Source organism: Methylobacterium sp. 88A, assembly GCF_000376345.1.
GTDB classification, from domain to species: domain Bacteria; phylum Pseudomonadota; class Alphaproteobacteria; order Rhizobiales; family Beijerinckiaceae; genus Methylobacterium; species Methylobacterium bullatum.
Genome location: NZ_AQVT01000001.1, coordinates 1,297,179 through 1,324,073 on the forward strand (window position 1 = coordinate 1,297,179; position 26,895 = coordinate 1,324,073).

Genomic DNA, 26,895 nt, shown 5'->3' on the forward strand with positions numbered 1-26,895 from the left:
GTCCAGACCTTCCGGAATCCCCGATGCCTCGATTCCTCGCCCTTTCGTTCCGCATCCTCATCACCCTCGGGATCGCCGCCGCCGCCGTCGTCGTCGGTTTGGCGCTGTGGGACTACTACATGGAGGCGCCGTGGACGCGGGACGGGCGCGTGCGCGCCGACGTGGTGCAGGTGGCGCCGGACGTCTCTGGCCTCGTCAGTGAGGTACTCATCGCCGACAACCAGGTGGTGAAGCGGGGCGACGTGCTGTTCCGGATCGACCCCGACCGCTTCGCCCTGTCGCTCCGTCAGGCGGAGGCGATGGTCGAGGGCAAGAAGGCAACCGCCGCACAGGCCGCAGCCGACTACGCCCGCTACCTGAAGTTGAGCGACGCTGCGGCGTCCCAGCAGCGGGTCGAGGCCGCCCAGGCCGCCGACCTGGAGGCCAAGGCCACCTATGAGCAGGCCATGGCGGACCGAGACACCGCCAAGCTCAACCTCGGACGTTCCGAGGTGAAGGCCTCGGTGAACGGACGCATCACCAACATGGGCCTGCGCCCCGGCACCTACGTCTCCACCGGGCGCGGGGTGATGGCGCTCATCGACAGCGACACCCTGCGGGTTGAGGGCTACTTCGAGGAGACCAAGCTGCCGCGCATCCATGTCGGCGACAGAGCCAGCATCCGCCTTATGGGCGAGGCGGGGACCCTGACGGGCCATGTCGAAAGTTTCGCCGGGGGCATCGAGGATCGCGAGCGCACCGCCGGGTCTAGTCTACTCGCCAGCGTCAACCCGACTTTCGCCTGGGTAAGGCTGGCGCAACGCATCCCGGTGCGGATCAAGCTCGATCGCGTTCCCGACGAGACCCGGCTGGTCTCGGGCCGCACCGCGACGGTCGCGGTCGAACCGAAGGGCGAGACTTCGCACTTCAGCCTGTTCGGCTCCTGGCGGGGGGCCCCGCCCCCGGTCGCCGGGGAGACCACCGCACGCTGAAGCCCCGTGGGCAATCCCACTCCTCTCAAGCTGTTATCCAGACACGGAGATACACCATGACTGATCCGGCATTGAGCCTAGCGAATGACGGGGCGGATGGCGTTCTAGCCAACGCACCCTACCATGTTGGTGCGGTGACCCTCGTCGTGTGCGACCTCGACGCCGTCAGGACCTTTTACCGGGATGTGATCGGCCTTGGCGTCGAGGCGGAGGCCGGCGACACCGTACGGCTCGGGACGGGCGGCACGACGCTCGTCGTCCTACGGGCGGACCCGGATGCCCGGCCGTGGACACAGCAGGAAGCGGGTCTTTTCCACACCGCTTTCCTGTTGCCGACCCGCGGCGATCTTGGCGCTTGGCTCCTGCACGCGGACCGGAACGGCGTCACGCTCACGGGCGCGGCGGATCACCTTGTCAGCGAGGCGGTCTACCTCTCCGACCCGGAGGGCAACGGCATCGAGATCTACGTCGACCGCCCCAGCCAGCAATGGCAACGGGCGCAGGACGGCTCCGTTGTGATGCGCAATGAGCGTCTGGATCGCGCCGGCATCGTCGGTGCCGCCATCCGGCCCTGGGCCGGCATGCCGGCCGGCAGTTGCGTCGGACATGTCCACCTGCAAGTCGGCGATCTCGACGCGACGGAGCGCTTCCATGTGGACCTGCTCGGCTTCGATGTCATGTGCCGCTATCCAGGCGCCCTGTTCCTCGGCTCTGGCGGCTACCATCACCAGCTTGCTGGCAACATCTGGAACAGCCGTGGCGCTCCGGTACGCGTCGAGGGGACGACCGGCCTCGCGGAGGTCTCCTTGATCGCGAAGGGTGAGACGCTTGCATCGGTACGGAGCCGCTGCCAAGTCGCACGCGCGTCTGTCATCGAGGATGGGGAAACGCTCATGATGCGCGATCCGTGGGGAACACATCTACGGCTTACGCCGGAGCACTGAAGCTTCGGAATGGGGCCGGGTTCCTACCCGGCGCCATTCGGTTCAGCGTGCCTGCGAATCCGCGGCGCCCGGGGCCAGCCAATGACCAGAGGCTGCGAGCATCGTCTCCACGCCGGTGCGCAGGGTCGGTGTCAGGACAGGCGCGTACTCAGGGGAGTGGTTCGAGGGAAGCTCGTTCAGGGTCCCGGCTTTCTCCGCCTCGGCGTAGAGCTTCGGGTCAGTCCCTCCGACGAACCAGAACACCGACGGCACGTCCCAGGCGCGGGCGAAGACAGTGAAGTCCTCGCTGGCGTTTGCGCTGCTGGCGGTCCGCACCGTGTCGGCCCCCAGGCGGTGCTTGAGGGCCTCGGTCACCTTGGCGGTCGCTTCCTCGTCGTTCACAGTCAGGGGAAACTGCCCCAGCATCGTCAGAAGAGGCGGCTTCGGAGCACCGGATATGGCGGCCTCCCCGTCGATGACCCGCTTGATTGAGGCCAGCACCTTATCACGCACTCCATCGTCGTAGGTGCGAACGTTGAGCTGCAGCTGCGCCTCGTCCGGGATGATGTTGGCGCTCGACCCAGCCAGCATCGACCCGACCGAGATTACGGCGCTGTCCGACATCGAGACCTCGCGCGAGACGATGGTTTGCAGGCGCATCACCGTTGCGGCGGCCATGACCACCGGATCGATGGTTGATTCCGGCCCGGAGCCGTGCCCGCCGCGTCCGTACAACGTTACCTTCATGCTGTCGCTGCGGGAGAGAACGGGGCCGCTGGCGAGGCGAACCTGCCCGGCCGGGAACGGCAGCACGTGCTGCCCCAAGGTGACGACCGGCTTCGGAAAGCGCTTCACCATCCCGTCGTCGACCATGGCCTTGGCGCCCTCGCCGATCTCCTCGCCAGGCTGGAACACGGCCATCACGGTCCCGTGCCATTTTTCTTTGTTGGCGGCCAGGATCTGGGTCGCGCCCATCAGCCAGGTCACGTGCAGGTCGTGCCCGCAGGAATGCGCGATGGCCGTCTCACGGCCGGACGCCGGATCCGTCCCTTTTTTCGTGCTGGCATAGGGAAGGCCGGTGTTCTCCTTCATCGGCAGGCCGTCCATGTCGGCGCGCAGAAGCACGGTCGGGCCGTCGCCGTTGCGCAGGAGGCCGACCACGCCCGTGCCGCCCACGCCCTCGGTGACCTCGAAGCCCTGGTCCTTGAGCCATTTCGCGGCGATGCCGGCCGTGCGCGTCTCCTGCATCGAGAGCTCCGGGTTGGCGTGGAGGTCCTCGTAGATGACCTTCAGCTTCGCGAGTTGCGCCTCCGTCGGTCCGGGCAGAGCCTTAGGGCCGCCTTGGGCGAAGGCCGGATTAGGAATGGTCGAGAGCGGAATGAAGGCTGCCAGCGCGAGCCGGCTGCAGCGTTTGCCGATAACCATCTTGGTGTATCCCTTTGGTCGGACCGCGGCAGCGCTGCTGCGACGATGTCCGTCGTTGCGAGGCGTCTCGACGTCGGCGAGACGCGATGGATCGGCCCTGTCAATTATAGGGGATGCCGGCGCGGGGGCGATATCGCGGAAGCGTCCAACCGAAGCGGAGCGAAGCGGCCCGCACCAGCAGGGCGACGAGGAAGCCGGCGCCCAACGCAAGCTCGCGCGGGACGCCAAGGATGGTCAGGGCGACGAAGGCCGCGGCACCGGCCGCGGCGGCCGAGGCGTAGATTTCCCTGCTGAGGATACCTGGACTGTCCCCCCCGAGAAGGTCGCGCAGGAGGCCTCCGAAGGTGGCCGTCACCACTCCCATGACGATGGCTACCGTGGCGCTCGCACCAGCCTGCAAGGCCTTCTCCGCCCCCGCCACGGTGAAGAGCGCCAGGCCGAGGGCGTCGAGGCGCACGAGGTATCGGTACCGGGATTGCGGGATGTGCGCGACGAAGAACACGGCGCAGGAAACGAGCACGCAGGCCAGGAGGTAGGCCGGTTGCTGCGTCCAGAACACTGGCTGGCCAAGCAGGAGGTCCCGGAGCGTCCCGCCCCCGACACCCGTCACGGTGCCCAACACGGCGAACCCGACGAAATCCATTTCCTTACGCGATGCAACGAGGGCCCCGGCGACCGTGAAGACGATCACGCCGAGCCAATCCAGGGTGGCGGTCGCAGTCTCGAACATCGGGTTTCATCCTGGCGGTCAGAAGCGGTCTCGTCGCGGTGCCTTCGCACCACGGCATTCATCGGAAGAGCAGGACCTGGTTGTCGGAACGGGGGTGATCATCCCACTCACGCTGCACCATCGCCTCCGGCATCGACGTCTTCACGACGACGGTCGTACCGGTCGGGACACGACCGTAGAGATCGTAGATGTCCTCGTTCAGCAGGCGGATGCAGCCGGAGGAATCCGTGCCGCCCACCGTCCAAGGCTCGTTGGTGCCGTGGATGCGGTAGAGCGTGTCCTTGTCGCCTTGGTAGAGGTAGAGGGCGCGGCACCCGAGCGGGTTCTCGACGCCAGGCTCGACGTAACGTGGGATGCCGGGCCGACGCTTCAGCATGGCCTCCGTCGGGCGCCAGCCCGGCCACTTGGCCTTGCGCTTGATCACGGCGGTGCCGGACCAAGTGAAGCCAGCCCGGCCCACCCCGATGCCGTAGCGGATCGCGGTCCGACCCTCGCGCACGAGGTAGAGGAAGCGGGCGTGCGTATCGATGACCAGCGTGCCTGCGCGCTCCGGCCCGTCGTAATTCACCAGTTGCTTGCGAAATTCCGGGGGTACGAGCGTCAGATCGACCGTAGGGACGTCGAAGGGATCGTCTGGGATCGCGCCGGTGAACCAGGCGTCGCGGTTCGACGCGGGATCGACGGGTACTGGTGCCTTCGGCGCTTCGGGCTGCGTGTCCCAGAAGAAGGCTTGCGCCTGACCGGGTGCGAGGACGGCTGCGGCGAGGAGCAGGGATCGGCGGGTAGCCAACATCGTCGTGTATCCTGATTGGGCGTTCGAAAGTGGCGCGGCTCTAGGCAGGTTCGAGGGCGCCGCGCGGTCGATGCCGGACGTGCGGCGTCATTGCTGCTCGCGGGACGAGCCGGCCGGTCGCGGAGGGTGAGGCGGCAAGCTCATGGGCTCGCGGCGTGTCAGGCTATGGGGACGTCATTGCGCAGGCCTCCAAAGGTTGCTCCGCATGCGTCATGCATGCGGCCCCCTCTGTCATTGGCCTGAGAGTTTCACCCGGGCCTTCGCGCAGGCATGGGCATACACCGTCGGCGGGAGCTGACGCTCCGCTTTCCAGAGTGTTGAACGACGGGCGGTCCGGGTGCCTGAGAGTTTCCGGGGCGGTTGCTCCTTCGGCGGCCGGTTCACACCGGCTCTCTCCCGCTCGTCGATAGATGACTTGAGCACTGATGTATCGGCCAAACGAGCGGCACGCCAGATAATTCGTTAGCTTACAATCAATGTGGGTGCGTTGAGGCACATAGGCTGTTCCTGATACGTCGTGGGAATGGGTCAGACGGGCTTCGCTCGGATGGGCGCGGTGTCATTTCCGATCAAGGAAGCAATTCATCAGACCCTCGCCGTACTAGCTTGGCTCGAACTGATAGGGCTGGAAGATGACGTGCATGATCGTTACGCCCCGAATGCCGCCCGTGGGTGTACGCCACTGTATGGATTGACCTTCAGACAAGCCCAACACAGCTGCGCCGAGAGGCGACAGGACCGAGACGCAAGTCTCGTCCCATTGCTCCTCATCCGGATAGACCAGCGTCAGGCGCTCGACATGATCGGTGACGTCATCCCGATACTCGACGCGAGCATGCATCGTCACAACGTTCCAAGGCAACGCCTCCGGCCTGACGACTTCAGCGCGGTCCAACTCGGCAGCAAGAAGATCAGGTGCGGTGGCCTTCGCATCCATTTGAGGATGTCCGGATGCGACCCGGCGCAGGTCGAGGAAATCCGTGTCCGGGATCATCAAGTGGGGCGATCCTCCGAGGACGATGTGACCCGTCATTGCGTGAAAGCTCCCTTCTCTGAGCTATGAGGTAAGTTAAGATCGAATGGTTCGGTCCGGTATCGGAGTAAGGCGACCGGCAGAACGCCCCCTACACCGTCTCCGGCACTTTCACGTCGAGGACCGTCAGTCGTTTCACGATGCCCGTGCGGGTTCGCCAATTTATCGACTGGCCGAGACTAAGCCCGATCAAGGCCGCCCCGATGGGCGTCATGACGGACACTCTTCCCTGTTCGATGTCCGCCTCGCCAGGGTAGACCAGAGTCACGGCCTGAACCTTTCCCGTTGCGTCGTCCCTGAATTCGACCATGCACCCCATCTGGACGAGGTCTGCCACGCATGCCCTTTGACCGACGATTCTGGCACGATCCACTTCATCGGCGAGAAAGTCGGCAACCTCGGGCGAACGGTCGGTGGCAAATGAAGCCAGCTGCGACAGGCGTTCATGATCGTCCTTCGTCATCTTGATTTGTGGCTTCGTCATCTTTTGCGACATAGTCGTCGATCCTTGCTGTATTTCGACCTCGGACGATCAAGCGGCGCTTGGTCCGGGGTCGTCGTCCTTGTCTGAATTGGCCGCGGCGGACCGGTCGTTGCCCTGCCCGGATTGCGGCCTTGGGTAATTCCCACGCGAGAAGGGGATCACGGTGCGCGCCAGCGGAACCACATCATGCGCAGGTGCCGCCCCGCTCCCCCCAGCCTTGTCATCGCGGATCTCGGTCGCGGAAGGCGATGTCGGGGCGGACTTGGAATTTTCCATAGCTGTTACTCCGCAAGTACGGGCCCACCGCCAATAGAAAAGCGAGGACGCGACGCAGGTCAGCCGAGGGGTAAGCCATATAGGCTCCTCCCGCCGGTCAAATATTTGATTATATTGGTTAGCTCTAAATTGAGCTAGCTCGCAATCCCCGAGCGGTCAGTGCACGCAGGCACCTCCGGCTCGGGGCTATTCGCCCGCGATAAGTCTACCTGCCCGGAGCAGGTCCCGATGGGGAGGCCAAGAATTGCGCATGATCTTTCGATCCTCTCGGAAGTCCACCCGCTTGTCAATTCCCGTTTCGCCGCACCTTCCAGTTTAGAAAGTTCGGCCTGCGGAAAGCGTCGATTGACACCCGTACGGCTTCGCCTATGCTCCGCCCCATCATGTCAAACCTTTTACAAAGCATTCGTCTCTTGGGGCGTGCGGGCAGTCTGCAAGCAGGCTCCTAAGCCCTGGCACTTGGCCAGCCTTTTGAGGCGGGGCCCGTTCCAGGGATAGTTTTCCAATAAATTCCAGTCCTAGCTCAGATGCCGTTTTCGGACAGGCTTGGTGGAAACTCGTAGCATAGCCTCAGCTAGCGACGAGATATCGGCGTGGGCGCAAGCCGGTCGTTTCCGCCTGTTGTCGCCGTCCGTCGACGTCGTGGTCTTCCGGTGGGGCCTGGACCTCACGCTAGGTGCTTCTCAGCCAGCCTCATTTTAACTCCGATCTCGGGAAAAGCCGCCGGTTTCACTTCGGCTGCTCAGCCTCGGCGGCGCAATGGCATGGCGGACGGCCGAGCCATTCTATCGATGATCCAGGACGGGTCATGGTGATCGGATTGGTTCGTCCGATCCGGGCGCCGCTCATCCTTAATTATTCCAATCCCTTGGACGAATAACTTGGCGTTCACGCCTGAAGCCTCGCCGAACCTTCCCCTCCGCAAAGGAATAAGAACGATGACCGAACCCATTTGGCCAGTCCACGGTCGCATCACCGGCCCCATCGTCATGATCGGCTTCGGGTCCATCGGACGCGGCGTCCTTCCGCTGATCGAGCGCCACTTCGAGTACGACAAGGACCGCTTCACTGTCGTCGAGCCCTCGGATGCGCACCGGGCCCTGGCCGACCGGCATGGCCTGCGCTTCGAGCAGGTGGCCCTGACGAAGGAGAATTTTCGCGACGTCCTCACCCCGCTCCTTACCGAGGGCGGCGGCCAGGGCTTCTGCGTGAACGTATCCGTCGATACGTCCTCCCGCGCCATCATGGAGCTCTGCCGCAAACTGGGCGCCTTCTACATCGACACTGTCGCCGAGCCGTGGCCGGGGTTCTACTTCGACAAGGACCGGAGCCAGGGCGACCGCACCAACTACGCGCTGCGCCAGGAAATCCTCGACGCGCGCGCCGCCAACCCAGGCGGCACCACCGCCGTGTCGTGCTGCGGCGCCAATCCCGGCATGGTCTCGTGGTTCGTCAAGCAGGCACTCCTGAATGTCGCCGGCGATCTCGGCCTTGAGATCCCCGAGCCGAAGGACCGCGCTGGCTGGGCCAGCCTCATGCGCGAGGTCGGCGTCAAGGGCATCCACATCGCCGAGCGCGACACCCAGCGCGCTAATACCCCGAAACCGCAGGGGGTGTTCGTGAACACCTGGTCGGTGGAAGGCTTCGTCTCGGAGGGCAACCAGCCGGCCGAGCTCGGATGGGGAACCCACGAGACCTGGCGTCCGGACAACGCCCGCGACCAGGAGAGGGGCTCTCGCTGCGCCATCTACCTGCTCCAGCCCGGCGCCGACACCCGCGTGCGCTCTTGGACACCGACGTCCCAGGCGCAGTTCGGCTTCCTCGTGACCCACAGCGAGGCCGTCTCGATCTCGGATTACTACACGGTGCTGGAGGGCGAGCGCGCCGCCTATCGGCCGACCTGCCACTATGCCTACCATCCCTGCAACGATGCGGTCCTCTCCCTGCACGAGATGTTCGGCAAGGCGGCCGAGGTGCAGGGGAGGCATCACATCCTGGACGAAACCGAGATCCTCGACGGAATCGACGAGCTCGGCGTGCTCCTCTACGGCCATGAGAAGAATGCATACTGGTTCGGCTCGCAGCTCTCCATTGAGGAGACCCGGCGCATCGCCCCATACCAGAACGCCACCGGCCTTCAGGTGACCTCGGCGGTGCTCGCCGGTATGGTTTGGGCCTTGGAGAACCCGAAGGCCGGCATCGTCGAGGCCGACGAGATGGACTTCCGCCGCTGTCTCGAAGTCCAGAGCCCGTATCTCGGCCCCGTCGTTGGCGTTTACACCGACTGGACCCCACTCGCCGGCCGCCCCGGCCTCTTCCCGGAAGACATCGACGAAACTGATCCCTGGCAGTTCCGCAACGTCCTCGTCCGTTAACGGAAGGGTACGCGATGACTGGGGTCGTTCACGTCATAGGCGCGGGGCTCTCGGGGCTTTCAGCGGCCGTGCGCCTCGCGGAAGCTGGGCGTACGGTGATCGTCCACGAGGCCGCTGGTCATGCCGGCGGCCGCTGCAGGTCCTATCACGATCCGCAACTCAGGATGACAATCGACAATGGCAACCACCTTGTCCTGTCGGGCAATAGGGCGACATTTGCTTTCCTTGACCGCATCGGAGGCCGCAACGCGGTCTCCGTGCATGCGCGGGCAGAGTTTCCCTTCGTTGACCTCGCCGCGGGTGAGCGCTGGACACTGCGCCTTAACAAGGGGCGCGTGCCTTGGTGGATCCTCGATCCCAGCCGGCGCGTCCCGGGTACCCTGGCTACCGATTACGCACCGATCCTTCGCCTCCTTTCGGCACGGCCGGGTGCGAAAGTCTCGGATGTCCTCGCTTGCGAGGGGACACTCTACGAGCGGCTTTGGCGCCCCGTCCTCCTGGCCGCACTGAACATCGACCCAAGGGACGCGGATGCGACCCTTGCCGCTCAGGTCCTGCGCGAGACCTTCGTCGAGGGCGGGCATTCCTGCCGGCCTGTCGTCGCCCAGGGCGGGCTCTCGAAGGCCTTCGTCGACCCGGCATTACGCTTCCTGGAGGAGCGGGGGGCGGTGGTCCGCCATAACAGCCGTCTGCACCGCCTCGCGTATAAAGGGGGGCGCGTCGCTGGCCTCGTCCTCGGCGACGGCCCTGTGCGGCTGCGGCCTCGGGATCAGGTTATCCTCGCGCTTCCCCCAAAAGCGACGGCCGACGCCATCCCGGGGTTGGAGGTCCCGACGGATCACCGGGGGATCGCGAACGTCCACTTCGGCGTGAATTGTCCTCCCGCCATGCCGCGGCTGACGGGCGTGGTTAACGGGCTGTCGGACTGGATCTTCGCCTATCCGGATCGAATCTCGGTTACCGTTAGCGCAACGGACGTAGGCGATTTGAGCCGACCGGAACTCGCGCATCGGATTTGGACCGAAATCTCCTACGTCACAGGCAGGTACATGTCGGGCCTTTCGGACATGCCGCCGCCCTGGCAAGTCATCCGCGAGAAGCGAGCGACCTTTGCGCCGACGCCTGAGGCGGCCCGGCTCCGGCCCCGGACGCGAACGGAATTCCGCAACCTCTTCATCGCAGGCGACTGGACGGACACGGGTCTGCCCGCTTGCATCGAGGGAGCCATTCGGTCGGGGGATAAGGCAGCTCAGACGGTGATGGAAGCGAATGGCTGACCCGTTCTTGGATAACGAGCCCATATTCTTGGATAAAACTTGCATACTTTGCGATATTGATTATCTAGTAGTTGCTATGTTAATTTCGGATCATCCTCTGAACAAGAGAGCCAGCCGCCTCGTCGCAGGCCGCTAAGCCCCGAAGCTGGAGAGCGGCGAACGCTCTCTGCTCGGGGTCGGTGACCATTCATACAAACCAGCCCGACAATCCCTGATGGCTTCCTGGCTGCTTGAAACAGCGGCCGGAGTTCGCTCGATCTCGCGCGAGCGTGGAAACGCACGTCAGGTTGCCGACCAACACAGCTTTTCGTCATCGTCAGCGCTCTCAGGAGAAGGATCCATGCGTATTCTCGTTGCCACCGACTTCTCGCCCCGCTCGCAACGGGCGGTGCGTCGCGCAGGCATCCTCGCCGCACAGAGCCGCGGGACGGTCATTCTGATGCACGTCGTGGACGGCCCGGGTGGACGGGAAACCTCGCGGGATATTCGAGAGGCCCAACGCATGACCGTTGAACAGGTGGCCGTGGTCCCCGAACTCTACCGTGTCCCATGCGAGCCGCTTGTCGTCCTAGGCTGCCCCTCAGATGAGATCCGGAGTGCCGCGGGGGCTCATGATGTCGACCTGATCGTGGTCGGCTCCTCGCATCGGGCGGGCAGTCGCACCGCGGGACGAACCGTCGGAAACCTGGTCCGGAGCGCTCCATGCCCCGTCCTCGTCGCAAGACGCTTCGCCGCATTCCCCTACGCGAGGGTCCTCATCCCGGTCGATCTTTCGCAGGCGTCGGCGCGGGCTCTGCGATACGCGGATTCACTCACGCTCGTGGACCGCGCTCACGTCACCGTCCTGCATGCCTTCGAGGCACCGGGGAAGTCCAAGCTGTCCGGGTTTGGGGTCGGGCGCGATCAGATCGATAGCTACGTCGAGGCTTGCCGTTCGAGGTCCACGGAGGATGTCGAGACGCTTCTTACGAATGGCGGCCTTGCCAATCGTGAGTGGTCCAGACGGATAGAGGAGGGCTCCCCCACCGAGGCCATCACCGGCCTTGCCGAACGGATCCCCTCGGATCTGGTGGTGATCGGCACGCATGCTCGAACGGGTCTGAGGAAGGCATTTCTCGGAAGCGTCACAGAGGACGTGCTTTTGACCGCAGGTCCGGACGTCCTGGTTGTCCCCCCGCCTCGTCCCCCTCTTGAGCGACGGTCGCGGCTGCCAACCCGTGCCGGATGGCCCGGGGGCAGGCCACTCACCTCAAGCCTTGCGAATGGGTGGGTATTCGCGACAGGCAGGCCGACAAGTGCGAAGCCGTACCATGCCGCCGGCGCGTCGCCGGACTTACAGTCGGTCGCCTCCCATCATCGCGCCCAGCCATGACCGCATCGAAGGATTGCCGCCTCGGTTCTCATGGATGGAGACAGGTGGTCTACGGGGGCGGTGGCAAGAGCCAGTGATGCGATCTTGCTCGGAGAGGCTCGATGAGGATCATCGCTGCAAGAGCCCTGGCCATCGGGGTCATGCTGCTTGTGCTGGGCGTGGAACGCTGGCTGGATCGCCTCGGTATGCCACACCTCATCGAAGGTTGTCTTGTCGCTGCGTTTGCGGCGACTGCAGTCGTCGTATTCGCCCGTTGGTGAACTCAATCGCTGTCCCGTGCTCACCCCCGGAACGTCTCGCATCGACGGGGGTATTCACGCCGTGACGGACCGGTCCGAGACCTGGGTTGGACCGGCACAGCATCGCGCGGTCCGTGGCGGAGGGAAGTCCGCACCGGAGGGGACGGTGACCCACGGGACCTGGAATTGGAATCGTTCGAAATTTAGTGCATCTTTCCAATGTGCTGGGCCGGCCTGCCAGGAACAATAAGGCAGGACGCTCGGCCGTGGAGGAAACATGAACGAGATCGTCAAGCCCGATTCCCTGCTTGTTGCCCAGGCCGAGAGCCTGACCGAAACCTTCTTCGGCGGGTGTCCGCACGATTGCCCGGACACCTGCTCGATGATCTTCGAGGTCAAGGACGGGGAGCTGCTCGGCGTGCGCGGTAACCCGGATCATCCGATGACCCGGGGCGGCCTCTGCGTGAAGCTGAAGGACTACGAGAAGCGCCACTACCACCCGGACCGGCTGCTTTATCCGATGAAGCGGGTCGGGCCGAAGGGCTCCAAGCAGTTCGAGCGCATCACCTGGGATGAGGCACTCGACACCATCGTGACGCGCTGGAAGGCGATCATCGACCAGTACGGTCCGCAAGCCATCGCGCCCTACAGCTACCTCGGCAACCAGGGCCTCGTGCACGGGCTGAACGGCGGCGACGCCTTCTTCAACCGCATGGGCGCCACCGTCACCGAGCGTACCTTTTGCGGCGAGGGCTCGTGCACGGCCTGGTTGCTCACCGTCGGCCCGACGGCCGGGCTCGATCCCGACAGCTACATCCACTCGAAGTACATCGTCATCTGGGCTTGCAACTCGGTCAGCACGAACCTGCACCACTGGGCCATCGTCAAGGACGCCCAGAAGAAGGGTGCCAAGGTCGTCGTCATCGACACCTACGCCTCCCGCACGGCCAAGGCCGCCGACTGGCACATCGCACCGAAGCCCGGCACGGACGGCGCGCTTGCCATGGCGCTCATCAACTCGATCATCGAGCAGGGCCTCGTCGACCAGGATTACGTCGACAACTACACGGTCGGTTTCGAGGAGCTGAAGGAGCGTGCCGCTCCGCGTACGCCAGAATGGGCCGCCGAGATCACCGGCGTCCCGGCCGAGGACATCCGCAAGCTCGCCCGCGAGATGGCGACCGAGCAGCCGGTGGGCATCCGCATGGGCGTGGCGCTGGAGCGTCATTACGGCGGCGGCCAGACCATCCGGGCGGTGTCGTCCATCCCGGCCCTGACGGGCGCCTGGCGCCATGTCGGCGGCGGCGTCACCCAGTTCGGTGTGTGGGAGCATCCCTACAAGTTCGACGTGATGTGCCGTCCCGACCTGATCCCGGAGGGCACACGCGTCATCAGCAACCTCCAGATCGGACGCGCGCTCACCGGCGAACTGAAGCTCGACCCGCCGATCATGTCGATGATGTGCTGGAACTCGAACCCGGTCACGCAGGCGCCCGAGACCGACAAGATCGTCGCCGGGCTGATGCGCGAGGACCTGTTCATGGTCTCGGCCGAGCACTTCATCTCGGACACCGCCTCCTATGCCGACATCGTGCTCCCAGCGACCATGGGAGCGGAGATGGAGGACATGATCCTGTCCTGGGGCCACCTCTACCTGACCTACAACACCAAATGTGCGGATGCGCCCGGCGAGGCGATCCCGAACAACGAGATCTTCCGCCAGCTTGCCGCCCGGCTCGGGTTCGAGGAGGAGAACTTCAAGTGGACCGACACGGAGTGCCTTGAGCACTACGTCGACTGGAACGCCTCGGCCTGCGAGGGCATCGACCTACAGTACATGCGCGAGCATGGCTTCGCCCGGCTTAAAGTCGGCACGCCGGACGACCGCGCCCCGCATAAGGAAGGCAACTTCCCGACGCCCACCGGCAAGTGCATGTTCATGGTCGAGGGTGCCACGAACTTCGTCGCGCCGCCGTTCCGGCAGATGTACGAGGGCTTCCAGCCCGGCGAGGCGCTCGATCCGCTGCCCGACTACCTCGGTCCGCGAGAGTCCCACACCAACGATCCGGAGCTCGCCAAGCGCTTCCCGCTCAACATCGTCTCGCCCAAGAGCCACTACTTCCTGAACTCCTGCTACGCGAACATGGAGGACAAGCAGAAGGGCCAGGGCGAGCAGTTCGTGATGATCAGCCAGCACGACGCTGATGCGCGGGGCATCCGGAATGGTGACCGGGTGCAGGTCGCCAACGACCGCGGCGCCTTCAAGGGCGTGGCGCGGATCACCGAGGACGTGAAGGCCGGCATCGTGGTGGCGACGCTGGGCTACTGGCGTCAGCTCAACGAGGGCACGGTCAACAGCATCTCGTCGTCAGCCTTCACCGACATGGGGCATGCTCCATCGTACTCAGACAACCTTGTTGAGGTGTCGCGGGCTAATTGAGGCCATTGCTCGACAGCAATCTTTAAGACAAGCGCAAGCGCCCTGCGGGGCGCTTGTTTTTGTGCGGGTGTCCCGTCGAACCCCGCCGAGATCGTCATGAGCGAGCGGTGCAAGATCTCAGGTATAATTGGATACCTCAGCCATCGACATGATCGAAGGGCGGACCGAGACAAAAACGTAGCTCTGCCCCGAATTGGTGCCCAAAACGTAGCAGATAGTATGTAACGCTACGCGCTACTCGTTACCCAACGAGTCGTCTTCCTGCTCCGCGTTCGGCGATCCCGGATAGGCATGTAAGGCCACCTCGATGATCTTCCCGGGCCGGAACCCGGTCCGTTCCTCGATGTGCCCCCTCGCGTTGCAGACGACCCGCGTCCGGCCCACCCGATAATCGGAGGCATGGTGGACGTGACCATGGACCCAGACGTCCGTTCCCCGGTCCAGGATGACGTCCGACAGGTCGGAGGCATCGCACCACCGAAGGTCCGCGTCGGCCCTCGGTAGGCTCGCAGGGTGCGGGGCGTGATGGGTCACCACCACCGTGGGACCGGGATGGCTTACGGCCAGGGTGTCCTCGATGAAGGCACGAGTGACCCGGTGCATCGCGAGCACATCCTCGGGCTCGATGCGATTGCGCGACCTCGGACCCGTGCGGATCCGGCGGTAATCGACCATCCCGCCACGCCCCTGGGCGGTACGGATACCGTGGTTCCGATTGAACGACCCTAGGCGAAAGTCCGTCCATAGGGTGCCACCTGCGAACCGAACGCCGTCGATGATGACCGCGTCGTCGAGCAGGAGATGGATGCCGAGCGCGTCCGCCTGCTCACGCCCCCGGGTCAGCTGGTCGTAGATCGTGTAGCGTTCCTCACCCCGGTCCCACCAGAAATCGTGGTTGCCGGGCACGTAGACCACCGGCACACCGGGCAAGCGGTCGCCGAGCCAGTTCAGAGCCCGGATCAGAGACATGTGCACGTCACCTGCCACGACGGCCACGTCGAAGCCGTCCGCCGGGGCATGCGCGGCAGGGTCCCAGGCATTTTCCGGCCAATCCTGATGCAGGTCGGACCAGACCCAAAGGCGGCTCGCCGCCGGTACGGTCATGGCCGACCTCCTGCGGCGGCGTTCTCGGCGAGGCGCTCGCGGATCCGCTCCAGGGTCACCGGTGCCAAATCGAAGCAATCCACCCCGACATCGGTACGCGCGGCATTACCCGGCAGGGTGCCATGGGAATGCCCGTAGTGGTGGATGTCGCCGCGATGCATGCGCGGCCAGACCGTATGGGCGTAGTGGCTCAGCCAGAGCCCTTGCGGGAGGGCGGTGACCGGATCGTGCACCACGACATGGGCGACGCCAGTCACTGGACCAGCCCATGGCAGGCGAGCCCCGATGCGGTCATGATTGCCCCGGACCAAGTGCTTCTTGCGGTTCAATCGAGCGAAGATCGCTCGGGCGTAAACTTTCGAGCAGCGGTAGGCGAAGTCGCCCAGGTGCCAGACGGTGTCCTCGGGACGGACGGCGGCGTTCCAGCTCGCGACCAGGGCCTCGTCGTGCTCCTGGATCGAGGCGAACACCCGTGGGATGTGCATCCTTTGGGCTCATGATGCCCATGTGCCCAAAGCGGCTGTCGGCGGTCCAAAGCATGCGGGGTGAAATAGGAGTAAAAACCTCTCGCGGTCGCGGAGGCTGGGCGCACGGCATCGTTCTCCGGAATTAGTCGGTCGGGGGCGGCGGCGTACGTTTCATGGTCAACGGTTCCTGTCTCCAGTGCGTGATCACCTGGACGGATGGCCTTGGCAAGTCACGGTTCCGGACTGTCCATGGCCCTACAAGGCGTCAGGACGGATCGACTTACATTGAGGCAGAGGGATCAAGGCGGAGGTGGAAGGCGGCGTCGTCAAACTTTCGACGGGGGGGCCCGACACCCCTGGACCCTAAAGAGCACGACGGCATGCTCGCTCGATCCCCAACCCGGGGTGATGTGATGGACCGAGATCCTCTCGGAGACATATGGCTGCCCCCCCTTTAGGTCACGCAGGTCGAGCACCATCAGTATGCCATAGCGGACATTCGTGACCTCGTAAGAGACCTGCTGGAGGCCGAAGCGCTCGACGAGCTTCCCGTTAGCGAGCTTCATCGCGCTGCGCTTGAGTTCGGCGACCGTCTTGGTGCGGGTGAACGCGAAATGGATGTCGGCCCGTCCCCCGCCGACGTCGCGCCTCTCCGCGGTGCAGAGTTCGGAAAGCACGGTGCCCATCAGGAACTCGTAGTAATCGTCCTGGAGGTCCTTCTCGACGGGCAGCTTGCTCCGGTCCCGCTCGAACAGGTACCGCCCGCGGGCCAGGGTGCTCACGCCAACATTGCTGCGCATGACAACGAACTGGATCGTCAGCCACAGGACGATGTCGAACAGCATGCGGCCGTCGGGGTCGCCACGATAATCCTCGTTGCGCTGAAGGTCGTTCGTCACCGTCTCGAACAATCCACGCACGACGATTGGCGTCGTGGCCTCGACGAGCACAGCCAAGCCCGCAGCGACCCGTGCCAGGGCGGACTGGCGTAACGGTTCGGGCAGGAGCTCAATGACGGCGGCGGTCGGTGAGCTCCCGGCCGCCGCCTCGGTAGGGCGGTGCGTGACCACGGCTTCCCTGGCGTCGGCGACCTGTTCACGCAGTCTCGCGGCTGCGGGCACCAGGCCGGATCCGGCGTTCTCCTCAAGCCACTGGTCGAGCAGGGCCAGGGAATGCAGCTCCCTGCTCAACGCCCCGACGATGCGTGGCTGAAGAACCGCTTCCAGGCCGCTCTCGGCATCTTGCGTCAGGAAGCTGCGGCTCGCGGTGTAGACGGCAAGCAGTTCCTCCTGAATGACGGCTGCAGCGTCGAGCCACGCCCGCTTGAGCAGGCTGGTGTCGAGTGCCCCGAGACGGAGGGCCAGCATCGACCAGCGGACGCGTGCCTCCGTCCTGGAACCAAGCCACGATAACGTTTCCTCGGGACGGTCGGGTGTGGTCAGGTAAGCCGTGTAGGCGAAAGCCGATGCCTTGATCCCGTCGATCCGGCTACGCAGGTCGTCCACCGCGTGACCCGACTGGAACGTCACCAGCGCATCGAGGCACCGTCGATAGAGCGTTGCATCCGGCCTGCCCCCGCTCGCGTCCTCCGCCCTCCGGAACCAGTCCCTCGCACCTCGAAAGGCGGTCATCGCGGCATCGGGGGTTTCCGCGTCGAGGCCCATCCGCAAGGTGTCGAAGCCAAGCTCCATCGCCGCCTCGTCCTCGGCATCCTCGACGTCGACCAGCCTGTTGAGGATGTCCCTAAGGTCCTTGTCCTCCTCATGGGCCAGCACCGCACCGGCGATGCGCGCCGCATGTCGGAGGAAATCGCCATCGTCCGTGAGATCGAGGTCGAGGAGGTCCGATTGAAGCCGGCGCAGGAGCGACCGGTCGGATTGCGCCAAGACCATCGCGGCCTTGAGTGCATGGGCACGCGATCCGTAGTCGGACGCCTTATCCTTGGCCCTGGTGAGGAACGCCTGTCCGAGCGTCCGGCCGGAGGAAGCGGGCACTACTCCCCCACGTCCGAGCCATGACGCGATCTCGACCATGGAGAGGGTATCGAAACCCGACCTGACGAGCTCCGTCACGGCCGGCATGGCGAACTCAGACCTTGAATGGCCGACGAGCGCGACGAAGACGTCGGCTCCATCGATGCCATCCGCATCGGTCCGGACGCGGTCCGCCAACTGGGAGGGGGTCAAACCATCCAGCCCCGCGCCGCCTTCGAGATCCGCCAGAAGCCGTTGCACGAAGTCCGCTATCACGGCGGGTCCCGTCAGAAAAGGAATCGGTCTCCCACAGCGTGAAGCGTCCGTCGGCCTTCGACAACATCGAGGAGCTCGGGGCGTGCGACGGCACCGACCACGACCTGTACGTCGTCCGCTTGGCTCACGGCGGTGCGCACGCTCGCCATCAGGGCCGCGAACGCGTCGGCGGTCATCTCCTGCGCGGCGGGGCTGTCGAGCACGAGGAAACCAGGGTGGCGCCCGTAATGGCGCAGTCGTGCCACCTCGATGACCGCGAGTGCCGCGGCGATCCGCAACCGGAGCTTTTCGCCGGGGGCAAGGCTCTGGAACGTGAGGGGGGTGCCGCCCTGCTGGATGTTCAGGACGCCGTTTGCCGTCCAGTCCATGCCCTCGACGTTCTTGATGCCGAAGTCACGGGATAGCCGGGTGAGGTGCCCTGAAACCTCCTTCAACAGATCGCGCTGCATGTCGTCGTAGAGGTCCTTCGTGACCTTCGCGACATGTTTCAGGACCTCGGCATCGTCGGTCGCCGGAACCGCCGCCGCCGGGGCGTATTCGACGATGATCTCGGCAAGTTGCGCCGCCTGCGCCTCAAGGGTGCGAACCCTGACCTCCGCATCCGTATCTTCGGTCGAAGAGAGCTCGACCTTGATCTCCTCGATCCTGCGGCGCTCAATGTCGCGGTCACCCTCGAAGCCGCGGCGGCGCCTCCGGGTCGCCTCAAGCTCGGCTTCAAGGCGGGCGAGGACGGCAGCGGCCTCCCGTGCGTCAGCCTGAAGGTCGTTGAGGAACTCCGGGTCGTCCTCGGCCTCGACATGGGTGGTCCCGCAAAGCGCGCAGGTTCCTTCGGCGCTCGCGCTCGCATAGCGGCGGTTGTCGATTCCGGTGTCGCAGGACGGGCAGCAGACGGGACGGAGTTCGCGGAACACCAGTCCCGCCGCACGTTCGTCCGCGATCTGCTGGAGGGTCCGCCTGAGGTTGGCTGAGGACGAACGAGCCGTATCCGCCTGCCGCTCAAGCTCCGCGACACGGTCACGCTCCTCCTCGACCTTCGTCTGGAGACCGACCAGCATCTGGTCCCTCGTCACCAGCTCCCGACGCAGGGCCACGCGGTCGACCCGTTCCCTCACCGCGGAGCGGGCCTTTCCGAGCTCATCCTCAACCGTGGCTAGGCGGGCTACCAGCTTATCCCGGGCTGGCGACGCCGCCTGGACTTTCTCACGTTCGCCAGTGACCTTCTTCATGGCTGTCGAGGCCGCCGTGTAGGTCGACACCCACGGCAATCCCATGAACATCTGCAGCAAGCGCAACGGCATGCCGTCCTGGACGACCTCGCCGAACACCGCCTTGCCGGGTCCGTTAACGAAGAGGCTGCTGGCGATGGCTTGCCAGCCATGGGTGTGCGAGCCGGTGTCCTTGTTGAAGGCGTGGAACTTCGCGAAACCGAACTCGTCCATCATGTTGTCGGCGACGGCGTTGGCAAAAGCCTCGTCGGCCGGTCCGGAGTAGATGTCGAACCAGGTCTCCCCGTCCAGACGGGACAGGGTCGCGCGAACGAGGAGCGGGTCCTTCTCTCCAAGGGGCTTGCGCGCGACCACCCGGTAGCGGGTCTGGTCCACCAGGAACTCAACCTCGATGTCGGTTAGCCAGGACCAGACATCTGGCTTGATGTGCAGGGGGAACTGTCCGCGCAGCGCCGCCTGCACAATGTTGAGCAGGCTCGACTTGCCGCGGAAATTGCCGTGCGAGAGGATCGCCCACAGCCCCGGCGTCAGGTCGCCTTTGTCGAAATTGATGGGCTCATCGCCTTCTGACAGACGCTTCGTACCCTTGAGCCTCAGCGCCGCCAGACAGAGGCGTCGTCGCCGAGGGAGGGTCGCCTGAGCCTCGATGCCATGGCGGTCGAGCACCGCCCGCACTTCGTCCAAGGGGACCTTGGCCCGCTCGGCGATCGTCGCGATCCAGTCCTCCACGCTCGTGGTCGCCGTGCTCATGCCTTCCCCCTCAAGCGTTCGAGCCGTGCCAGGACCCTCCCTTGGATAGAGGGGATCTCCGTCCCCATTGGCGCGTCCCTGTATTCCGGATGGAGGTACTGGTCGTCCTTGAGGCTGGAGCCGCTGCGCAGGCCCGCGAGCCTCAGCACAAGCTCGGCTCGCTCCTTGTACCAGGCGAGCGTGGGCTGCTGGTCGATCACGTCCTGCATGAACGCGAAGGCGGCCGGCTCGACGATGAAGTCGTGGCGCCGCTGTCGGCCTGCCTGGCGAAGGGCACGGACGAGGTGGCGGGACTGGAGGATGGCGAGGGGGGTCTCGATGTTCTGGAACGCTCCCCGATGCCATCGCACCATGCGCACCAACCTGACGTCCGGCTCGCCGGCGTCGAAGATCCCCTGGACCGCGGTGAGGATGTCAGGGTCGCTCTCCGCCTCGTAAAGGCTCAGGAGCTCGTCTGCTAAGTAGTCCGGATACCGTACCAGGAAGTCGATGGCCATCGCCCGCTTCTCACCCCGGAAGACGTGTATCGCGTCCGGTCCCTCACCGGACGGCTCGCTCCCCAACGCCAGGATGAACAGCAGCCTGATCGCGTCGCGGTAGTGATTGCCGGGTGGGACGGGGGTGGCAGAGGCCTTGTTAGGCGTAATGGGGGTTGAGGCGGATAAGCCTGCGGTCATCGGTACCGGCCCTGCGCACGCATAGGGCGAGGCGCGTCGGGGAATAATGCAAACGTGGCCTTAGGAGTTCCTGCGGGGGCCGGCATACGCCCGGGCAAGTCGTACCGAAACGCCTATCGGCGACGTCAAGGCGGATCCCGGCAAGTTTCGATACGACCTCCAGCTACAGACGGACGGCTGGCGGTGACCTGGACGCAAGCGATATCGATAACGAACCCACCGTTCGAATTCTGGTCACTGAGGTATTGGAAGATCTCGGCTACACCGCCATCGAGGCGTCGGATGGCCCGGCAGGTCTCAAGGTCCTACGCTCGAACGTGCGCATCGAACTGTTGGTGACCGACGTCGGCCTGCCCGGCGGGATGAACGGACGCCAGGTGGCCGACGCGGCCAGGGTCGGTCGACCGAGCCTGAAGGTCCTTTACATCACCGGCTACGCCGAGAACGCCGTCGTGGGCAACGGTCATCCTGCTGGGACCACGCGGAACCTGAGTGTTACGAAGCCAGGGCCCGCTCGAAGCAGATTTAACTGTTGGCACCACCCCATCACCACGGCAGAAATCGACCCAACTCGGACGCTCAACAACGCCTTCGCAGCGCTCCAAACCTGCCGTTCGAGCCCGTGGCAAACGATTGACCGAGGCAGGCACGCGGTACACGGTCTGGCACCCTACGAGTTGTGAGAACCACGAGCGCGTGCCGAATGAACATCGTTGATGCGCATATTGCGGCTTGGCGTCGTTCGCCTTTTGCCGAGTGGGCGACGGGAGAGGCGTGGGATGTCATCCCTGACTTGGCTGGCATGGTCGCGAGACTTCTGAAGACCCTCGATGCCGATTACGAGATCAAGGGCGATATCGCCCTCCATCACACCACCAAGGTCGAGCCCGGTGCCGTGATGAAAGGCCCCCTGATCGTTGGACCAAGCTGTCTTATTGCGATGGGAAGTTTGATTAGAGGTGGATGCTGGCTCGACAGCGACTGCATCGTAGGACCCGGGTCCGAACTCAAGACGACCATTATGTTCCAAGGGTCGAAGCTCGCCCATTTCAACTTCGTCGGCGACAGCATCCTTGGCCGGGATGTCAACCTTGAAGCGGGCTCGATCATCGCGAACTACCGGAACGAGTTGGCCGATCCCCGCCTTCGTATCGGCTATAACGGCAAGACGCTGGAAGCGGACACGCTGAAGTTCGGCGCGCTTGTCGGCGACGGATGCCGCATCGGCGCGAATGCGGTCGTTGCACCCGGCGCCATTCTTGCTCCCGGAACGGTGGTCTCCCGCCTTGGATTGATCGATCAGCGCCCAACTTCCTGATCGCTCCGAAAGCGGACCGGCGGATATTCACCTGACCCGGTCATAGAACGGACGGACGGGTCCCGACCCAAACCGGTCGGTTGGTTGGCCATAGGCGCTTCTAACAAGCGGTCATTCATCGGCCGTCCAGCAGCTTCGGCTCGGGGTAGCGAGCGGACCTCAGCCCACCGCCGTGAAGTGGACGTTTCGGTTCCGCCCCCTCTTGTTCGTTGGCAGCGATGTAGGTCTATCCGAGTCCTACCATCCACGCGCTCAAAGACCGCATCAGACGCCTGATAGGGTCTCCGCTTGATCAAAGCGGTCGCCGTAGCAGCCAGCCCGCGTGGCGTCTGAGCGAAACCCAAATCCGCCATCCCGAAGGTATCAAACGGTTTGGTATGTGACACGTCTCGTCCGAACCTCTTTATGTCGGCGCAAAACGCGGCGCGGCCCCCAGGGCAGTGCCGTTTCACATTGGCGGCAGGCTCCGCAGCCGCATCGGCACGCATCCACGGCCACACTTAAATCCCATGCTCCAAGAAAAATTGGAGGTCCAACTTGCCGGATTATCCCGGGTAGATTAGGTAACGGCCAGCGAAAGTGCGACACGACTCGGCACGACTCGCCGTTCCGAAGACTATCGCGCGACGACGTCTTGAAGTCGCATACTGTGATTCAAGCTGACTTAAGGATATCTCTCGATGACCTATCGCCTGCCTGCCGCCCTGTTTGCCACCGTCCTCGCCCTCGGTGTCGCCGCCCCGGCGTTCGCCGCCCCCGCCACCGTCGCGGCGTTCGATCCCGACAAGGACGGCACCATCGACCTCAAGGAGGCCCAGGCCGCCGCGTCCATGAAGTTCGACATGCTCGACCCCGATAAGGACGGCACCCTCGATGCTAAGGAGCTTGCCGGCCTGATGACGGCCGCCGAGATGAAGGCCGCCGACCCAGATACCGACGGCACCCTCGACAAGAAGGAATACCTCGCCGTGGTGGCTGCGCGCTTTAAGGCCGCAGACCCGGATGCCGAGGGCACCATCGACGCCAAGGAGCTCTCCTCGCCCGCCGGCGCTTCCCTCGCGATGTTGCTGAAGTAGGATCGTCTCACGGGGCGGCCGCCCCTCAAGGAGACCCGTATGCGGATCAACCTCGTTCTGCCGGCCGCCCTCGTGATGGTGACAAACGCTGGGCCCGTCCTGGCCTCGTCCTTTACCGACCGAGGCCGTGTGAGAACGCAGATCCCTCAGGTTCAAGGCGAATGTCCTGAGAGTGTCGCCGAGCGAAGTGGTGGCCTTCAGGCTCGGATCGCCGCCATCAGCGGACCGACCCCGAACATCTGGATCATCCGCTTCATGTTGTAGGCCAGAACCTGCAGGCTCATCTCTGTTCTGACCCTGGCCAAGGTCCGGGTCAGGAAGTGGGTCGCTCCCATCCAGGCCTTCAGCGTGCCGAATGGGTGCTCGACGGTCTGGCGACGGATCTTCATCGCGTCTGGCATTCGGTCGAGCCGCGCCTGCATTGCGTCGAGGACGCCCTCGTGCACCCAGCGTTTGACACGCCGCGTCTCCGCCGGCGTGCAGCGGGGCTTGAGCGCGCAATCGAGACAGGCCGTCAGGTTGCGGTAGTGGTCCAACTCGTCGCCCTCGGCCCGGCGATCGGACTGGGCCGGCCCCTTGGTCAGGTGCTGGCCGGCGGGACAGGTGTAGTGATCGTTTTCGGCGTCGTAGACGAAGTCCTGTCCCGTGAAGAGGCCACGCTTGGCATGGCCCGAGGTCAGGGTCTTTGCCACGCAGGGCAGCACGCCGGTCCCCTCGCAGGCCAGGACCTGCTCGCCGTTGAGGTAGCCCCGGTCGGCCAGCACCGTAAGCGTGTCGCATCCTGTCGCTGCCTGCGCCAGAAGCCCCATCGGCGCGAGTTGGGTCCGATCATTGCCGATGTTGGTCACCGTATGGGCGACGATCAAGTGATGCTCGGCATCCACGGCCGCCTGGACGTTGTAGCCGACCATGCCGGTGCCTTTGCCGCTGGTCGCCATGGAGCGCGCATCGGGATCGGTCAGCGAGATCTGGCGATCGGGCGCAGCCTCGACCTGCCGGCCTCTCGCCTGGAGAACCTGCATCTGCTCGCGTAAGCCCGCGATCTTCTCCTTGAGCCGCGTCGTGCGCGCCTCGGCGATGTCGCTCGGCTCGCGGTCAGCCCGGTCCAGCGCCGCGAGGTAACGGCCGATGCTCGCCTCGACCTGCGCCATCCGGGCTTCGACCTTGGCGGCGGTGAAGTTCTTGTCGCGGTTGTGTAGGGCGGTGACAAAACCATCCACTGGAGCGTCGGCGGCGTGCTGATGCGGGCGGCGTAAAAGTCGGCCAGTTTGAGAGGCTTCTCTTTCGGGAGGGGCCCAGGATGTTTGCCGTGGAAGTCTACGCGGCCGTTCGGCAGTTTGTTTTCATAGACGGCCACTCTCGTCGTGAGGCAGCCCGGGTATTCGGGCTCAATCGCGAGACGATTGCCAAGATGTGCCGGTTTTCGCTGCCGCCGGGCTACACGCGCTCGAAGCCGATCGAGAAGCCGAAGCTGGGGCCGCTGCTGCCGGTGATCGATGCGATCCTGGAGGCGGACCGGATCGCACCCGTCAAGCAGCGTCACACGGCCAAGCGGATTTTCGAGCGTCTGCGCGACGAGCACGGCTATGGCGGCGGCTACACGGCCTTGGAAGGACCACGTCCGGATCGCACGCGCGAGCGGGAGGGAGACCTTCGTGCCGTTGGCGCACCCACCCGGCCACGCGCAGGTCGACTTCGGCGAAGCGATCGCCACCATCGGCGGCGTGCGCCGGAAGATCCACTTCTTCTGCATGGACCTGCCGCATTCCGACGCCTGCTTCGTGAAGGCGTATCCGCGGGAGACCACCGAGGCGTTCCTCGACGGGCACGTCGCCGCCTTCGATTTCTTCGCCGGCGTGCCGCTATCGATTCTCTACGACAACACCAGGATCGCGGTGGCCAAGATCTGCGGCGGAGGCCAGCGCGAACTTACCCGTGCCTTCACCGAGCTGGTTAGCCACTACCTGTTCCGAGATCGCTTCGGACGTCCCGGCAGGGGCAACGACAAGGGCAAGGTCGAGGGGCTGGTCAAGTACGCCCGATCCAACTTCATGACCCCGGCCCCGGAGGCGGCCTCCTTCGAGGCGCTGAACGCGGATCTGGAGCGCCGCTGCCGGACCCGGCAGGATGAGCGGGCCGGACAGCATGCCGAGAGCATCGGCACGCGCTTGGTCGCCGATCGTGCCGTCCTGCGTGCCCTGCCGGCGGTCCCGCTGGAGCCGTGCGAGAAGCGGGGTGGGCGGGTCTCCTCGACCGCGCTGGTTCGCTACCGCTGCAACGACTACTCGGTGCCGACCGCCTACGGCTTCCGGGACGTGCTGGTGAAGGGCTTCGTCGAGGAGGTCGTGATCCTATGCGGCGGCATCGAGATCGCGCGGCATGAGCGCAGCTACGGCACCGGCGTGTTCGTGTCCGACCCGCTGCATTACCTCGCGCTGATCGAGATCAAACCGAACGCTCTCGACCAGGCGGCCGCGCTCCAGGGCTGGGATCTGCCCGAGGCGTTCCAGCACCTACGCCACCTCCTGGAGGCGCGCATGGGTAACCGCGGCAAGCGGGAGTTCATCCAGGTGCTGCGCCTGATGGAGGCGATGCCCAAGGACGTCGTGGCCTCGTCCGTCACCGACGCGATCCGCCTCGGTGCGATCGGCTTCGACGCGGTCAAGCTGATCGCGCTGGCCCGGCTCGAACGACGACCGCCCCGGCTCGACCTGGCGGCCTACCCGCATCTGCCGAGGATGACGGTGAGGACGACCGCGGCCGCCGACTACACGGTGTTGGTGCCGGAGGTGGCAGCATGAGCGCGGCACGTGACGAGACGATGCCGGGCGGCACCACCGGCGGCATGCCGGGGATCCTGCTCGCCCACCACCTCAAGCAGCTGAAGCTGCCCACGGTGCTGCGCGAGTACGACAAGGTCGCCCGGGAGTGCGCCCAGGGCGGCATCGACCACCCGCGCTACCTGCTGCGGCTCGTCGAGCTGGAACTGATCGATCGCGAACGGCGCATGGTCGAACGCCGGATCCGGTCGGCACGCTTCCCGGCGGTGAAGAGCCTCGACACCTTCGACTTCGCCGCGATCCCGAGCCTGAACAAGATGCTCGTGCTGGAGCTGGCGCGCTGCGGCTACATCCTTGGCCGAGAGAACGTCATCGCACTCGGCAACTCCGGCACCGGCAAGACCCACATCGCCTTGGCTCTCGGCCTGGCAGCTTGCCAGAAGGGCTTCTCGGTCGCGTTCACCACCGCGGCCTCTCTGGTCAACCAGCTCCTGGAGGCACGCGACGAGCGCCGCCTGCTCCGGCTGCAGCGCGAACTGGCTTCGGTGAAGCTGCTGATCGTCGACGAACTCGGCTACGTGCCGCTGTCGGCCACAGGAGCCGAGTTGCTGTTCGAGACCTTCTCGCAACGCTACGAGCGCGGCTCGACCGTGGTGACCTCGAACCTGCCGTTCGAGGATTGGACCTCGGTCCTGGGCTCGGAGCGGCTCACCGGCGCGCTGCTCGATCGGCTGACCCACCACGTCAGCATCCTCAGCCTGAACGGCGACAGCTACCGCCTCAAGGCCTCCCGCAGCCGACGCGGCTGCGGCGATGGCAGGGCGGAGCAAAACCAGGTCACCATCGATCCCCACGATCCCGAGACGGGCGAGATCCTGCCGGCTTGAGCCTCAGGATCGGCGATAAACGA

At 64.9% G+C, this 26,895-nt stretch carries 21 protein-coding genes, 2 pseudogenes and 1 riboswitch; of the genes and pseudogenes, 12 read left to right on the top strand and 11 right to left on the bottom strand.

All coding sequences use genetic code 11. The features are described from left to right. Positions 1-23 precede the first annotated feature (23 nt). A complete protein-coding gene (locus tag A3OM_RS0106195) occupies positions 24-971 on the top strand; it encodes an HlyD family secretion protein (RefSeq protein ID WP_018042865.1) in 948 nt (315 codons plus the stop codon). Between the two features lie 56 nt (positions 972-1,027). After that, positions 1,028-1,915, top strand: coding sequence for a VOC family protein (locus tag A3OM_RS0106200; RefSeq protein ID WP_026175776.1), 888 nt, complete (start codon positions 1,028-1,030; stop codon positions 1,913-1,915). A gap of 42 nt (positions 1,916-1,957) precedes the next feature. On the opposite strand, the gene A3OM_RS0106205 is transcribed toward A3OM_RS0106200, so the two are convergent. The 5 genes from A3OM_RS0106205 to rnk (A3OM_RS0106225) form a co-directional block, all read right to left on the bottom strand. Then, positions 1,958-3,319 (bottom strand): amidohydrolase, encoded by a 1,362-nt coding sequence (locus A3OM_RS0106205; protein WP_018042867.1) that lies wholly within the window; start codon positions 3,317-3,319, stop codon positions 1,958-1,960. A 100-nt stretch (positions 3,320-3,419) separates the two neighbouring features. Continuing rightward, positions 3,420-4,049 carry a trimeric intracellular cation channel family protein gene (locus A3OM_RS0106210; RefSeq protein ID WP_018042868.1) on the bottom strand — a complete coding sequence of 210 codons (630 nt, stop codon included), beginning with the start codon at positions 4,047-4,049 and terminating at the stop codon, positions 3,420-3,422. Between the two features lie 58 nt (positions 4,050-4,107). Beyond that, positions 4,108-4,842, bottom strand: coding sequence for a L,D-transpeptidase (locus A3OM_RS0106215; protein ID WP_018042869.1), 735 nt, complete (start codon positions 4,840-4,842; stop codon positions 4,108-4,110). A gap of 319 nt (positions 4,843-5,161) precedes the next feature. Beyond that, positions 5,162-5,251: riboswitch (glycine riboswitch) on the bottom strand. A gap of 192 nt (positions 5,252-5,443) precedes the next feature. After that, complete coding sequence (rnk, locus tag A3OM_RS0106220) at positions 5,444-5,836, bottom strand: nucleoside diphosphate kinase regulator (protein ID WP_018042870.1); 393 nt, start codon at positions 5,834-5,836, stop codon at positions 5,444-5,446. A 130-nt stretch (positions 5,837-5,966) separates the two neighbouring features. Beyond that, a complete protein-coding gene (gene rnk, locus A3OM_RS0106225) occupies positions 5,967-6,371 on the bottom strand; it encodes a nucleoside diphosphate kinase regulator (RefSeq protein ID WP_018042871.1) in 405 nt (134 codons plus the stop codon). 1,202 nt (positions 6,372-7,573) lie between these two features. On the opposite strand from rnk (A3OM_RS0106225), the gene A3OM_RS0106230 reads away from it, so the two are divergent. The 5 genes from A3OM_RS0106230 (at position 7,574) to A3OM_RS0106255 (ending at position 14,338) form a co-directional block, all read left to right on the top strand. Then, positions 7,574-9,010, top strand: a complete 1,437-nt coding sequence (locus A3OM_RS0106230; RefSeq protein ID WP_018042872.1) for a saccharopine dehydrogenase NADP-binding domain-containing protein — start codon at positions 7,574-7,576, stop codon at positions 9,008-9,010. A 14-nt stretch (positions 9,011-9,024) separates the two neighbouring features. Beyond that, positions 9,025-10,287 carry a hydroxysqualene dehydroxylase HpnE gene (gene hpnE / locus A3OM_RS0106235; protein ID WP_018042873.1) on the top strand — a complete coding sequence of 421 codons (1,263 nt, stop codon included), beginning with the start codon at positions 9,025-9,027 and terminating at the stop codon, positions 10,285-10,287. Positions 10,288-10,627: 340 nt separating this feature from the next. Continuing rightward, complete coding sequence (locus A3OM_RS23530) at positions 10,628-11,659, top strand: universal stress protein (protein ID WP_018042875.1); 1,032 nt, start codon at positions 10,628-10,630, stop codon at positions 11,657-11,659. 101 nt (positions 11,660-11,760) lie between these two features. Continuing rightward, positions 11,761-11,919, top strand: coding sequence for a hypothetical protein (locus tag A3OM_RS26075; protein ID WP_018042876.1), 159 nt, complete (start codon positions 11,761-11,763; stop codon positions 11,917-11,919). 256 nt (positions 11,920-12,175) lie between these two features. Continuing rightward, on the top strand, positions 12,176-14,338 hold the full coding sequence (locus tag A3OM_RS0106255; protein WP_018042877.1) for a molybdopterin oxidoreductase family protein: 2,163 nt from the start codon (positions 12,176-12,178) through the stop codon (positions 14,336-14,338). Positions 14,339-14,572: 234 nt separating this feature from the next. Here A3OM_RS0106255 and A3OM_RS0106260 read toward each other — a convergent pair whose 3' ends face one another. From A3OM_RS0106260 to A3OM_RS0106280, 5 genes are all read right to left on the bottom strand, one after another. Then, positions 14,573-15,442: a metallophosphoesterase gene (locus A3OM_RS0106260; RefSeq protein WP_018042878.1), complete on the bottom strand. Its 870-nt coding sequence runs from the start codon at positions 15,440-15,442 to the stop codon at positions 14,573-14,575. Next, positions 15,439-15,927 carry a metallophosphoesterase family protein gene (locus A3OM_RS0106265; protein WP_018042879.1) on the bottom strand — a complete coding sequence of 163 codons (489 nt, stop codon included), beginning with the start codon at positions 15,925-15,927 and terminating at the stop codon, positions 15,439-15,441. The genes A3OM_RS0106260 and A3OM_RS0106265 overlap by 4 nt, the downstream gene beginning before the upstream one ends. A gap of 308 nt (positions 15,928-16,235) precedes the next feature. Further along, positions 16,236-18,158, bottom strand: coding sequence for a hypothetical protein (locus tag A3OM_RS0106270; RefSeq protein WP_018042880.1), 1,923 nt, complete (start codon positions 18,156-18,158; stop codon positions 16,236-16,238). 11 nt (positions 18,159-18,169) lie between these two features. Beyond that, positions 18,170-20,134 (bottom strand): hypothetical protein, encoded by a 1,965-nt coding sequence (locus tag A3OM_RS0106275; protein ID WP_018042881.1) that lies wholly within the window; start codon positions 20,132-20,134, stop codon positions 18,170-18,172. Further along, entirely contained in the window at positions 20,131-20,811 is a 681-nt protein-coding gene (locus A3OM_RS0106280) for a hypothetical protein (RefSeq protein WP_018042882.1), read from the bottom strand. Before A3OM_RS0106280 ends, A3OM_RS0106275 begins: the two co-directional genes overlap by 4 nt. Before the next feature lie 203 nt (positions 20,812-21,014). On the opposite strand from A3OM_RS0106280, the gene A3OM_RS26285 reads away from it, so the two are divergent. The 3 genes from A3OM_RS26285 to A3OM_RS0106295 all read left to right on the top strand — a co-directional run bounded on the left by A3OM_RS26285 (position 21,015) and on the right by A3OM_RS0106295 (position 23,205). Beyond that, entirely contained in the window at positions 21,015-21,494 is a 480-nt protein-coding gene (locus tag A3OM_RS26285; protein WP_280790504.1) for a response regulator, read from the top strand. Positions 21,495-21,514: 20 nt separating this feature from the next. Continuing rightward, a complete protein-coding gene (locus A3OM_RS0106290) occupies positions 21,515-22,129 on the top strand; it encodes an LpxA family transferase (protein ID WP_026175778.1) in 615 nt (204 codons plus the stop codon). Positions 22,130-22,809: 680 nt separating this feature from the next. After that, positions 22,810-23,205: a hypothetical protein gene (locus A3OM_RS0106295; RefSeq protein WP_018042885.1), complete on the top strand. Its 396-nt coding sequence runs from the start codon at positions 22,810-22,812 to the stop codon at positions 23,203-23,205. A gap of 197 nt (positions 23,206-23,402) precedes the next feature. Here A3OM_RS0106295 and A3OM_RS0106300 read toward each other — a convergent pair. Next, positions 23,403-24,407, bottom strand: a pseudogene (locus tag A3OM_RS0106300) (IS1182 family transposase); the annotation flags it as partial. Positions 24,408-24,505: 98 nt separating this feature from the next. On the opposite strand from A3OM_RS0106300, the pseudogene istA reads away from it, so the two are divergent. Both istA and istB read left to right on the top strand, forming a co-directional pair. Beyond that, positions 24,506-26,006, top strand: a pseudogene (gene istA / locus A3OM_RS23540) (IS21-like element ISMex8 family transposase). Continuing rightward, positions 26,003-26,872 carry an IS21-like element ISMex8 family helper ATPase IstB gene (gene istB, locus A3OM_RS0106310; protein WP_018042889.1) on the top strand — a complete coding sequence of 290 codons (870 nt, stop codon included), beginning with the start codon at positions 26,003-26,005 and terminating at the stop codon, positions 26,870-26,872. Before istA ends, istB begins: the two are co-directional and overlap by 4 nt. The last annotated feature ends 23 nt before the right edge of the window (positions 26,873-26,895 follow it).

What these genes read in the sequence shown, in the direction of transcription:
- A3OM_RS0106195 (WP_018042865.1), top strand. Translation starts at nt 24, where the DNA reads ATGCCTCGATTCCTCGCCCTTTCGTTCCGCATCCTCATCACCCTCGGG.
- A3OM_RS0106200 (WP_026175776.1), top strand. Translation starts at nt 1,028, where the DNA reads ATGACTGATCCGGCATTGAGCCTAGCGAATGACGGGGCGGATGGCGTT.
- A3OM_RS0106205 (WP_018042867.1), bottom strand. Translation starts at nt 3,319, where the DNA reads ATGGTTATCGGCAAACGCTGCAGCCGGCTCGCGCTGGCAGCCTTCATT.
- A3OM_RS0106210 (WP_018042868.1), bottom strand. Translation starts at nt 4,049, where the DNA reads ATGTTCGAGACTGCGACCGCCACCCTGGATTGGCTCGGCGTGATCGTC.
- A3OM_RS0106215 (WP_018042869.1), bottom strand. Translation starts at nt 4,842, where the DNA reads ATGTTGGCTACCCGCCGATCCCTGCTCCTCGCCGCAGCCGTCCTCGCA.
- rnk (WP_018042870.1), bottom strand. Translation starts at nt 5,836, where the DNA reads ATGATCCCGGACACGGATTTCCTCGACCTGCGCCGGGTCGCATCCGGA.
- rnk (WP_018042871.1), bottom strand. Translation starts at nt 6,371, where the DNA reads ATGTCGCAAAAGATGACGAAGCCACAAATCAAGATGACGAAGGACGAT.
- A3OM_RS0106230 (WP_018042872.1), top strand. Translation starts at nt 7,574, where the DNA reads ATGACCGAACCCATTTGGCCAGTCCACGGTCGCATCACCGGCCCCATC.
- hpnE (WP_018042873.1), top strand. Translation starts at nt 9,025, where the DNA reads ATGACTGGGGTCGTTCACGTCATAGGCGCGGGGCTCTCGGGGCTTTCA.
- A3OM_RS23530 (WP_018042875.1), top strand. Translation starts at nt 10,628, where the DNA reads ATGCGTATTCTCGTTGCCACCGACTTCTCGCCCCGCTCGCAACGGGCG.
- A3OM_RS26075 (WP_018042876.1), top strand. Translation starts at nt 11,761, where the DNA reads ATGAGGATCATCGCTGCAAGAGCCCTGGCCATCGGGGTCATGCTGCTT.
- A3OM_RS0106255 (WP_018042877.1), top strand. Translation starts at nt 12,176, where the DNA reads ATGAACGAGATCGTCAAGCCCGATTCCCTGCTTGTTGCCCAGGCCGAG.
- A3OM_RS0106260 (WP_018042878.1), bottom strand. Translation starts at nt 15,442, where the DNA reads ATGACCGTACCGGCGGCGAGCCGCCTTTGGGTCTGGTCCGACCTGCAT.
- A3OM_RS0106265 (WP_018042879.1), bottom strand. Translation starts at nt 15,927, where the DNA reads ATGCACATCCCACGGGTGTTCGCCTCGATCCAGGAGCACGACGAGGCC.
- A3OM_RS0106275 (WP_018042881.1), bottom strand. Translation starts at nt 20,134, where the DNA reads ATGAGCACGGCGACCACGAGCGTGGAGGACTGGATCGCGACGATCGCC.
- A3OM_RS0106280 (WP_018042882.1), bottom strand. Translation starts at nt 20,811, where the DNA reads ATGACCGCAGGCTTATCCGCCTCAACCCCCATTACGCCTAACAAGGCC.
- A3OM_RS0106290 (WP_026175778.1), top strand. Translation starts at nt 21,515, where the DNA reads ATGAACATCGTTGATGCGCATATTGCGGCTTGGCGTCGTTCGCCTTTT.
- A3OM_RS0106295 (WP_018042885.1), top strand. Translation starts at nt 22,810, where the DNA reads ATGACCTATCGCCTGCCTGCCGCCCTGTTTGCCACCGTCCTCGCCCTC.
- istB (WP_018042889.1), top strand. Translation starts at nt 26,003, where the DNA reads ATGAGCGCGGCACGTGACGAGACGATGCCGGGCGGCACCACCGGCGGC.